The 9,391-nt window shown below is 66.6% G+C and carries 9 protein-coding genes; 6 read left to right on the forward strand and 3 right to left on the reverse strand.

Features of this window, described 5'->3' with window-relative positions:
* Window positions 1-213: 213 nt before the first annotated feature.
* Window positions 214-1,389: an FG-GAP-like repeat-containing protein gene (locus ACWD5Q_RS23845; protein ID WP_451429049.1), complete on the reverse strand. Its 1,176-nt coding sequence runs from the start codon at window positions 1,387-1,389 to the stop codon at window positions 214-216.
* A 580-nt stretch (window positions 1,390-1,969) separates the two neighbouring features.
* Here ACWD5Q_RS23845 and ACWD5Q_RS23850 point away from each other — a divergent pair.
* The 3 genes from ACWD5Q_RS23850 to ACWD5Q_RS23860 all read left to right on the forward strand — a co-directional run bounded on the left by ACWD5Q_RS23850 (window position 1,970) and on the right by ACWD5Q_RS23860 (window position 4,662).
* Window positions 1,970-2,383: an ADP-ribosylglycohydrolase family protein gene (locus ACWD5Q_RS23850; RefSeq protein WP_451429050.1), complete on the forward strand. Its 414-nt coding sequence runs from the start codon at window positions 1,970-1,972 to the stop codon at window positions 2,381-2,383.
* A gap of 499 nt (window positions 2,384-2,882) precedes the next feature.
* Window positions 2,883-4,163, forward strand: coding sequence for an aminotransferase class V-fold PLP-dependent enzyme (locus tag ACWD5Q_RS23855; protein ID WP_451429051.1), 1,281 nt, complete (start codon window positions 2,883-2,885; stop codon window positions 4,161-4,163).
* A 373-nt stretch (window positions 4,164-4,536) separates the two neighbouring features.
* Window positions 4,537-4,662, forward strand: a complete 126-nt coding sequence (locus ACWD5Q_RS23860) for a hypothetical protein (RefSeq protein ID WP_451429052.1) — start codon at window positions 4,537-4,539, stop codon at window positions 4,660-4,662.
* 246 nt (window positions 4,663-4,908) lie between these two features.
* On the opposite strand, the gene ACWD5Q_RS23865 is transcribed toward ACWD5Q_RS23860, so the two are convergent.
* Window positions 4,909-5,517: a hypothetical protein gene (locus tag ACWD5Q_RS23865; protein WP_451429053.1), complete on the reverse strand. Its 609-nt coding sequence runs from the start codon at window positions 5,515-5,517 to the stop codon at window positions 4,909-4,911.
* Between the two features lie 902 nt (window positions 5,518-6,419).
* Between ACWD5Q_RS23865 and ACWD5Q_RS23870 the strand changes: the two genes are divergently transcribed.
* The 3 genes from ACWD5Q_RS23870 (at window position 6,420) to ACWD5Q_RS23880 (ending at window position 8,342) form a co-directional block, all read left to right on the forward strand.
* Window positions 6,420-6,920, forward strand: a complete 501-nt coding sequence (locus tag ACWD5Q_RS23870) for a hypothetical protein (RefSeq protein WP_451429054.1) — start codon at window positions 6,420-6,422, stop codon at window positions 6,918-6,920.
* Window positions 6,921-7,030: 110 nt separating this feature from the next.
* Window positions 7,031-7,915: an inositol monophosphatase family protein gene (locus ACWD5Q_RS23875; protein WP_451429055.1), complete on the forward strand. Its 885-nt coding sequence runs from the start codon at window positions 7,031-7,033 to the stop codon at window positions 7,913-7,915.
* A gap of 142 nt (window positions 7,916-8,057) precedes the next feature.
* On the forward strand, window positions 8,058-8,342 hold the full coding sequence (locus ACWD5Q_RS23880) for a hypothetical protein (RefSeq protein WP_451429056.1): 285 nt from the start codon (window positions 8,058-8,060) through the stop codon (window positions 8,340-8,342).
* A 217-nt stretch (window positions 8,343-8,559) separates the two neighbouring features.
* On the opposite strand, the gene ACWD5Q_RS23885 is transcribed toward ACWD5Q_RS23880, so the two are convergent.
* On the reverse strand, window positions 8,560-9,177 hold the full coding sequence (locus tag ACWD5Q_RS23885) for a sigma-70 family RNA polymerase sigma factor (protein ID WP_451429057.1): 618 nt from the start codon (window positions 9,175-9,177) through the stop codon (window positions 8,560-8,562).
* Window positions 9,178-9,391: the final 214 nt, after the last annotated feature.

The raw sequence follows: 9,391 nt of genomic DNA on the forward strand, positions 1-9,391 counted from the left end.
GGGCAACCGACAGTGCGATGAGCGCGACCTCGGCACCAATGGATACCAAAGCCGGCGGCTCGGTCCAGTTGCCCACGTTGTCGCTGTAGTCCGGCAGGCCAGGGCCGCGGGAGAGCACGAAGCGGTGATCCCCCGGGTCTCTGCCACGGGGGATCACGTGCAACGGGTGACCGGGATCAACTCCGCCCCGCCGTTCGCGTGCGCAGTCCGCGTTCAGAAGCCGCCGTTGAGGTCGTACCAGCTCTGGTGCAGCAGCCGGTACTTGGCGACGAAGCCCTTGCCGTTGCCCGCGTACAGCCGCAGCTGGTTCGCCGTCGACCCGGCGTCGGGGTTCTTGTATCCGTCCTGAGTGGCGGCGACCAGGTCGAGCCGTCCGTCGCCGTCGATGTCACCGACGCTGAGGAAGGTCGACATCTGGCCCCAGCCGCCGCCGATGAGTTTGCGGGCGCCGAAGGAGCCGTGTCCGTTGCCGGGGTACAGCCACAGGTTGCCCGAGGTGTCGCGGGCGAGGAGGTCGCCGTGGCCGTCGCCGTTGAGGTCGCCCGGTGCGGTCAGGGCGTTCATGGACTTCCAGCCGCCACCCAGGGACTTGCGGGTGCCGAAGGAGCCGTGCCCGGTGCCGGGGTGGAGCCACAGGTTGCCCGAGGTGTCGCGGGCGAGGAGGTCGCCGTGGCCGTCGCCGTTGAGGTCACCGGTGGCGGTAATGGTGGCCATCGACTTCCAGCCGCCGCCGAGGTCCTTTCGGGCGCCGAACTCGCCGTTGCCGTTGCCCGGGTAGAACCACAGCTCGCCCGAGGAGTCGCGGGCTATCAGGTCTTCGGTGCCGTCGCCGTTGAGGTCGCCGTGCCGGGTGAGGGCGGTCATGGAGTTCCAGCCGCCGCCGATCAGCGCGCCGTCACCGGTGCCGGAGACGAACCAGAGCCGGCCACTGCGGTCCCGGGACAGCAGGTCCGCGCGGCCGTCACGGTTCAGGTCGCCGAACCCGGGGGCGCTCGGGGCGGGCTCCGCGTACCACCCGGAGTACGGGGTGTTGTCGCATTCCCGCTCGTTAGGAACGAACTTGAGGGAACTGATCTGCCTGTCGAGCATGCCGGAGTGGCTGTTGGCGCCCTGGCCCGGCTCGTCGATGAACATGATGCCGGCGCCGTCGTAGTTCTGGCCGGTGAAGAGGCAGGCAAAGCTCGACGTGCGGTTCCAGAAGGACCGGATTCTGTTGTCCCACGCGCCCATCGTGGGCATGTCGGCGCGGGTCTTCATCATGGAGCCGGTCTCGCTCGTACCGCTCCACCCGCACAGGTAGCCGGACGGGCAGGAGCTCGCCGACGTGGTGGCTGCCTGCGCGGGCACAGCGAGCGTCACCGCGGCCAGAGCCAGGCCACTTGCGGTCACCACCAGCCGTCTGAGGCGTCTGTTCACCTTGGTCCCTTCTGGGTTCGGATGCAACAGGATGAGCGCACTGTATGCCCGGCGGCGTACTGCACCTTGGACGCGGTCCGGATTCAGCCTCCGCCGAACCGTTACGTGGTTCCCGAGCGCCTTCGTTGGGCCAGGCCGGTGCCGGGAGAAGATCCGAGACGCACTATCGTCCCTTTGACGATAACTGAAGCGCCGTACCAATCCGGCGAAGCGTCAAGCACTCGAAGTGTCGGTGTTTTCGGCCTGCTGCCGCGGCTGAGCCACCCTCACTGCTTCCGCATGGGATCGCTACCGGCCCGCCACTGCTCGGCTCACAGACGTGCGCCGCCGCATCACATGGAGGCCCCATGGCCCACGCCCGGACCCGCCAGCCCCACGTGGACGCCCTGGGTGCCGACCGGGCCGCCGGCGTGCTGCTCGGGGCGGCCGTGGGCGATGCGTCGGGTGTGCCCTACGAATTCGAGACGAGGCTGTGTGAGGATCAGCAGCCGCAGATGATCGGGGCGGTGGCCTGGGGCCGTACGAGCCCGGCGAGTACTCCGACGACACCCAGATGCAGGTGTGCATCGCCGATGTCGCGGCCACCGGGGTGGATCTGCGGATCCCCGGGGCCCTCGATCAGATCGCTGCCAACTTCCAGCAACGGCTGAGCGGTGGCGCCACTGACGTCGGCTCGCAGACCCGCACCGTCCTGAACGTCGCCCGCCAGGCTGGCGGAGCGCCGGGCGCGGCGCTGTTGGAGGCCGCTCGCGGCTTCACCGCCGGCAATGATCGCGCCGCCGGGAACGGTTCGCTGATGCGCACCGGGATCGTCGCCCTCACCCATCTGGGCGACGCCGCGGAGATGGCCGAGGCCGCCACCGCCGTCAGCGCGCTCACCCACCCCGATCCCGACTGCGCCGACGCCTGCGTACTGTGTTACGGGCGCGCCCTGGATTGTCGGTGTGAACGCGCGGACGGGCCGTGAGTGGGCGTAACGGCCGGTGGGGCCGCCACGGCAGCCGACAAAACGGCCCGCCCGCCGACTGGTTCAGGTGCAGCGCATATACGAGGGTCGGCTTCTGACCCGTTGACGCCCGGAGCGGCGTCGAGTTGTTGGCTTCCGCCAACCGGCTTCTCGGTGCCGACCATCGACCGCATATGAGGTCCGTGATGCGGTGAACCCATTTGCACAGGATGCCGAAGTGATGAGCCCGGCTTGGAATCTGACCGGTGACACGGAAGCCAATCGTTGCTAATCTGAGGCCCCTTGGCCGGGCAGGGCCATCCATTTCTGCCTGTTCGGGGAATCGGTGAAATACTTCTTCAGGGGTGACGGATCCGGATTTCACTGGCAGAGCGGTCGAGCGGTGTCCACTCCGACTGTGAACCAAACGGGCGTGGTGAGCGAACGCCCCAGACATGACGTCACCGTCCCGAAGCGGAGTGCATTCTCGGGGGATCCGCCCAAAGCACAGAGGAGAAAGATGAATCGGCGCAGTTTCATGGCGTCCGCCGCCGGCACAGCCACTGCAGCGTACTCGTTGTCGTTTCCGTCTGAGGCTCTCGCTTCCGAGGCTCGCGCGGACGATCTGCGGCATCTGCCTTCGCTATGGGATGTAGACCGGTCCGTCGCGAATCTGGAGAATGCCTATTGGGGCGTCATGCCGCGAGTGGTGGACGACGAGTATGCGAGGCAGACGCGCTACCTCAACCGCCACAACGTGACATTCGTGCGGGACGGGATACCCGGGCATGAATGCTCGGAAGCGATGGAGAACGTACGGGCCGAGGTGGCCCGACTGCTGGGTGCCCCGAAAGAGGAGTTCACTCTCACACGGAACGGCACCGAAGCCCTGCAGAACCTGATCATGCAGTACGGGGCACTGAAGCCGGGCGACTCGGTCATGTACGCCGATCTGGACTACGACGAGATGCAGCAGGCGATGGAGTCGCTCAAGCGCTATCGCGGCGTGAACGTCATCAAGTTCTCCATCCCGGAGCCTGCCACCACCGCGAACATCCTGGAGGCGTACCAAGCGCAACTGAAGATGGCGCCGGCCAGGCTGAAACTGTTGATGGTCACTCACCTGTCCAACCGCACCGGAATCGTCATGCCGGTACGGGAAATTGTGAGCATGGCGCGTGCGCGTGGTGTCGACACGATAGTGGACGCAGCGCAGACGATCGGTCATATGGACTACACGCTGGCGGACCTCGATGCGGACTATGTCGGGTTTTCGCTGCACAAGTGGCTGTGTTCACCCATCGGAACCGGCGCCATATGGATTCGTGGATCGAAGCTGCAGAACATCGAACCGTGCATGGGGAACACGATGTACCCACTCGATGACACGCGCTCTCGCTCCAGTGTGGGAACAGTGAATTTCGCAGCCACCCTGACGGTGCCCAAGGCCATAGAATTTCACCGCAGCATCGGAGCCAGGCGGAAGCAGGAATATCTGCAGTCCTTGCGGAATTATTGGGTGGAACGAGTGAGGGACATCAAGGGGATGGAGATCCTCACGCCCGACGATCCGGCACGCCATGGCGCGGTGACCAGTTTCCGCCTTCCCGCGATGAAGGACTACGCGCAGGCGAAGAAGCTTTCAAAGATTTTGCTGGAGAAGCACAGAATCCTCACTGTGGCGCGTACCGGCATCGCGCGAGGAAATGCTGTACGCGTGACTCCGACGTTGTACAACACGCGAGATGAACTCGACCGGCTGGTCAAGGCGTTGCGTCAGGAAAGCGGCGCATTTATCTGACGGGTTGTCGCGGGCCGCAATCGTCGAGGGCGGATCGGCAGGGCTTCGGCGTAGTCGGCGGGCGTCCGTTTCGTGACCACTTGCGGTGAAGGGAGCGCGAGCGGACGGTTCCTGTCTCATGTCCATTGCGCCTCGGTGGCCTGCGTCTCCGGGCACCGTCGGGCGGAGCCAGCCGACGGTGCCGGGGGTTGATCCCCGGCGTGGCTGATGAGACAGGTGCAAATGCGGACGACGCTCGTGCATGGGGTGAGCGGCTGGGCTGGGCGTTCGGGCTGATAGCAGAAGATCCGGCTGCGAGGAGTGCGGCACGCGCTGGCCGTCGTCCTCGGCCTGACCGCGTGCGCGGTGGCGGACCGACGGCACACCCCGCGCTATGGCGACCTGGCGCAACCTCGCGGTCGGCGCCCTGCGACTGAACGGCGCGAAGAACATCGCCTCCGGCCGTCGCCGCAATGCGCGTGACGCCCGCCGACCCCTCACGCTCCTCGGCCGCGCCTGAGCACGAAGTGGACGTCACTCGACCACGCCGAAGCCCTGAGGGTTGTCGCAGAATAACTTCAGGCTTTGATCTTGGTCAGGCGGGCTGTCTTGCAGGCGGGCTGTCTCGCGAGGTCATCGAGTGGAACGGCACTTCGGCGTTCGTGAGTTATTTTCCGACGGCCCCCTGGGACGCTCAGGGGTCGACCGGGTCCGGCGCATGCGTTCTCGGCGTTCTCTCAGGCCGAGACCGAGAGGTAACGCCGCCTCAGATGGTCGGGGTGTCGTCAACAATCGGCCTGTGAATCTCAACGACCGGCTTCCACCCCGCGGAGAACTCGATGAAGTCTGCACGGGTTGGGTAGGTGTCGATCGCGCGACGGTCACGCTTCGGGCTGTCGCTCCCCTTGCGCCCCCGGGGAGCCTGCTCCTCGAAGATGTCGACCTTCACGTCGGGAACCTCCTTGAGGCCCTGGCGCCAGATCTGCACGATGTCGGCGCCGAACGCCTGCCGGGCCGCAGCGTAAAGGGCCGTGAGGGCCCCCTTGTCCCCACCAGGGACGAAAAGTGCCAGGTCCAGCACGACACCGGCGGACTGGAGGACCTCGATGGTCACCGAGCCGTTCTCGTCGGCCAAGTAGATTCCGGCTTCATTCTCGTCGTCGGGAAGGCAGGAGACCTCTTCCTGGAATACGGTTCTCGCCGTGATCGAGCCGCCCTCGAAATCCTCACCGGACTTGGTCAGAAAAGCAGGGACATAGCAGTCGGGAAGCTTGAGTTCTGCCGTGTCGGCGGAAACGAAGAGCCTGTCCTTCACGCCGAGCTTCGTCACCTCTTCCAACGAGAGGCGGCGAGCGGCGATCTTCTCCGTGTTCACGATTTCCCTTTCAGGTTGCACTGTCCCTCCGAACAGGGACGCTACCACGAAACCCTGAGGTCAACTGCCCAGTAATCTTTGGGTAAATGGCCTCCGACGACCTGCACGGGAGGATGTCGAAGCGAGTGCCACTCGGTCGGGAACACGCATCCGCCAGGTAGTGTCCCTCGTCATGGTGTTGGGGATCAACTGGCAGTTGCATTTCGGTGCGTTGGGTAGCGCGGAGGAACTAAAAGAGAGTTTACGGTAGATATCACCCATATCGCCTTCGGGGAGGTGGAGGCGAGGTGAGGCGATCCATTCGTCGTGCATCTCGAAGAGCGCAGCGGAATCCAACCGGATGGTCCGACATCGCAACAACGGAGACCCCCACCGGCAACATCTGGATGGAGCGCGAACCGGAAGTCGCTTAGTGCCTGTTCCATATCTCCGGTTCTGGGTAGCCTTGGTGCCTAGGCTGGCCGGGTGTCCGAGGATGCCGGGCGGACCGGAGTGCGGGTGTGCGGGGGCTGTGGCGAACGGTTGAGGCCGGGAGCGCGGCCCGATGCGGTGTTCTGTTCTGCGGTGTGTCGTGCCCGGCAGTGGCGTCGGGTCCGCCGGCTGCGGAGGCGGGTGGCTGCCGAACTGGACGGCGAAGGGCTGGCCAAGTGTCCGGTCTGCGGGGCGACTTGGATAGTGGGGGTGGACCGGCGGTCGAACGCCGTCTGCTGCTTGCGACGGTGCGTGACTAGGGCCTGGAGGGCCCGGAAGGGTTCGCACGTGATGTGGCGCTTTCGCGTGAGTTCCGGCGAAGGCGGTGGCGAGTTCTCATCTGATGTGGCGAGCCTGAATGGGTGAGCGCTCGATTGCGAAGCGTGGTGGGCGGGGCTCCGGGAAGGTTCGGGGGCTTCGAGGTGAGATACATGAGGGACGGGCTGGAGTGCCGAGTGCCGTTGGTCCGGGCCGTGAAGGTGCGGTTTGACCGGGTCGTCTTCGGGGGCCTGGAGCACACCGTGGTGGCCATTGCCGGAACGACGGTGCGGCTGCTGTCCGCTGCTGGGGAACCGTCCGTGGTCCTGGCGTCCTACCTGTTCGCCGCCGCCGACTTCGAGGCAGCGGTGAGGTTCCCGGAAATGGTGCAGGTCGCCCAAGTGCTGACCGATCCGGACTGGCGACGCCACGTCGCCATGGTCGAACTCCACCACCTCGACAACTTCTACCGCCACACCGCCAAAGTCCTCGGCGCCGACCGCGAAGGATTCATCACCGACCGCGGCCGTGTCGACCCGCTCTGCGAATGGGCTCAAGACCTGCGAACCCGCCACGCCGCCACCCGCGCCAGATTCTGGAGCGATCTCCAGCTGAACCACTCCCGCTACGGGAGCATCCGGCGGCCGTTTCCCGAAAGCCGCCACTTCACATGAGAAGGACGATCAGTGAATGGCCGTGACGCCATCAAGTAACCGCCCGTGACCAGCAAGGTTGACCTGCCGAGGAGACGACGATGAAAGGACGTGCGGGCAGAGTGCAGTCCATGCCGGACTCAGCAGACCTGACGTTTGCCCATGATCTTGCCGATCACGCAGCCAGCATCGCTCGCCGACATGGGAGAGCCGACGAGAAAGCAGTACAGATCAAGAGCGATGGAAGCCCGGTCAGCGCCGCTGACCGGGAGATCGAAGAAGCGCTGCTCCGTCGCATCCATGAGCAGCATCCTGACGACGCGATCGTGGGTGAAGAGTCCGGCGCCCACGGCCAGGGCCGTCGCCGCTGGATCATCGACTCCATCGACGGCACGACCAGCTTCCTGGCCGGGGAACCCGAGTGGAGCACCCTGATCGCGCTGGAGGTCGACGGCCACATCACGTTGGGCATGGTCTCCGCTCCCGCACTGGGCTGCCGCTGGTGGGCACTGCCGAGCCACGGTGCGTGGACCGGACCACTACCTGCCCAGCCCGCCCTCGCCCGCCGGCTGAGAATCAGCGAAGGCGGCGATGCCGCCAACGCTGCTCTTGGGATCTGGCCGCCCCCGACCAGGCTGAACAAGGCGCAACGCGTTGTTGCCACGGCACTGGCTGCCCGCACTGGGCGCACCACCCCGGCACTGGACTGGTCCAAGACGGATTCCACTGCACGTCTCCCCACGAAGCCGTCCACAGGATCCGGCACCTGCCATGGCGCCCTCCTTGTCGCGACAGGCCAGCTCGACGCGTTCCTTCTGTTGGGGGCTGGTCCGTGGGACATCGCGGCCCTGATCCCGATCGTTCAGGAGGCCGGAGGTGTCTTCAGCGACCTCTCAGGCCGGCAACGCACCGACACCGGAACCGCTCTGTTCGCCCGCCGGGGACTCCACAACCAGCTCCTCGGCATCGCCTCGTCAGCCGCCGCTGCTGATCCCGAAAGTTGCCACCTTGAATGAGAAAGACAGCCGATCGACATCTCACCCCAACTGGCGAGCCCGAGCTCACCGGGATGCCCGCTCGCCAGGTCAGCGGAGAACCAACACGACCGGTCACGGCCGCCAGGAGATCCGCCGGCTGAAGGGGTGCACGGTCAACAACTTGCTCTTCCCCGGCGCCCGCCAGGCCGTCCAGATCGTCCGCCGCCGCGTCCACCGCAAGACCGGGAAGATCAGCCTCAAGACCGTCTACGCGGTCACCAGCCTCACCGCCGAGCAGGCCGGCCCGGCTCAGCTCGCCCGACTGATCCGAGGGCACTGGACCGTCGAGGCCCTGCACCCCGTCAGGGACGTCACCTTCGCCGAGGACGCCTCCCAGCTGCGGACCGGAAGCGCCCCCAGAGCGATGGCCACCTGCAGAAACGTCGCGATCGGAGCTCTCGCCTGACCGGCGCCCGCAACATTGCCTCCGGCCTCCGACGGGCAGCCCGAGATCAAACCCGGCCCCTTGCCCTTCTCGGCCTCACGTGATCAAAACGGACGACATCAAACTACGCCGAAGCCCTGGGCGGATCAGGCGTCGCCGGCACGGTCGCCGCCTGACCGCCCGAAGGGCCGGGTCCGGACCCGGCCCTTCCTCAGCCCCCCGAGCGGATGGGCAGGGCTCAGGCCGCCACGAGGACGGCGGTCCGTTCCGCCTCGCCCAGCAGATCCATCAGCGTCGCCCGGGCGCGGGCCACGCGGGAGCGGACCGTGCCGACCGGGCAGTCGCCGACCTCGGCCGCCTCCGCGTACGACAGACCAAGCAGTTGGGTGAGGACGAATGCCTCCCGGCGCTCGCCCGGCAGCGCGGCCAGCAGGTCGAGCAGCACGACGCCGTCGTCGAAACCGGGCAGGTCCAGCGGCTGGGTCAGTTCGACGGCGAGCTGCCAGTCCGGAACGTCGGAGAGCCTGGGCCGGACGGCGGTGTACCGGTGGCTGTCGATGACCGCGCGGCGGGCGATGGACAGCAGCCAGGACCGCGCCGAGGAACGCCCCTCGAAGCGGTGCAGGCTGCCGAGGGCGCGCAGGAACGTGTCCTGGGCGAGGTCGTCGACGGCCTGGGAGTCACCGCACAGATAGGCGACGTAACGCTGGACGTCGGGGTGCAGAGCGCGGACGAACCGCTCGACCGCGTCCGGGTCACCGCCTCCGGCGGCCAGCGCCCACGCGGTTATCGACTCGTCGGCCGACACCGCTTTGTCCGTCTCACTGTGCGTGTCAAGCAGGGCAGGGGTGATCACCTGGTGTCCTTCTCGGGATCCGTGATCCGAACCGAGGGCGCGCACGGCAGCGCGCGAGCGGTCCGGTGAATGGGGGAGACGGCCCCACGGCATGCGGGCGCGGTGACGCAGTGACGCGGTTGCGCTGTGGCGTCGTAACGTCGTTGAGCGCCGGCGTGGTTACTGGTCACGCCGTGGCGTCGCTTCACCGTCGCGCCATGGCGCGACGGTGAAG

Source organism: Streptomyces sp. NPDC002513, assembly GCF_053595355.1.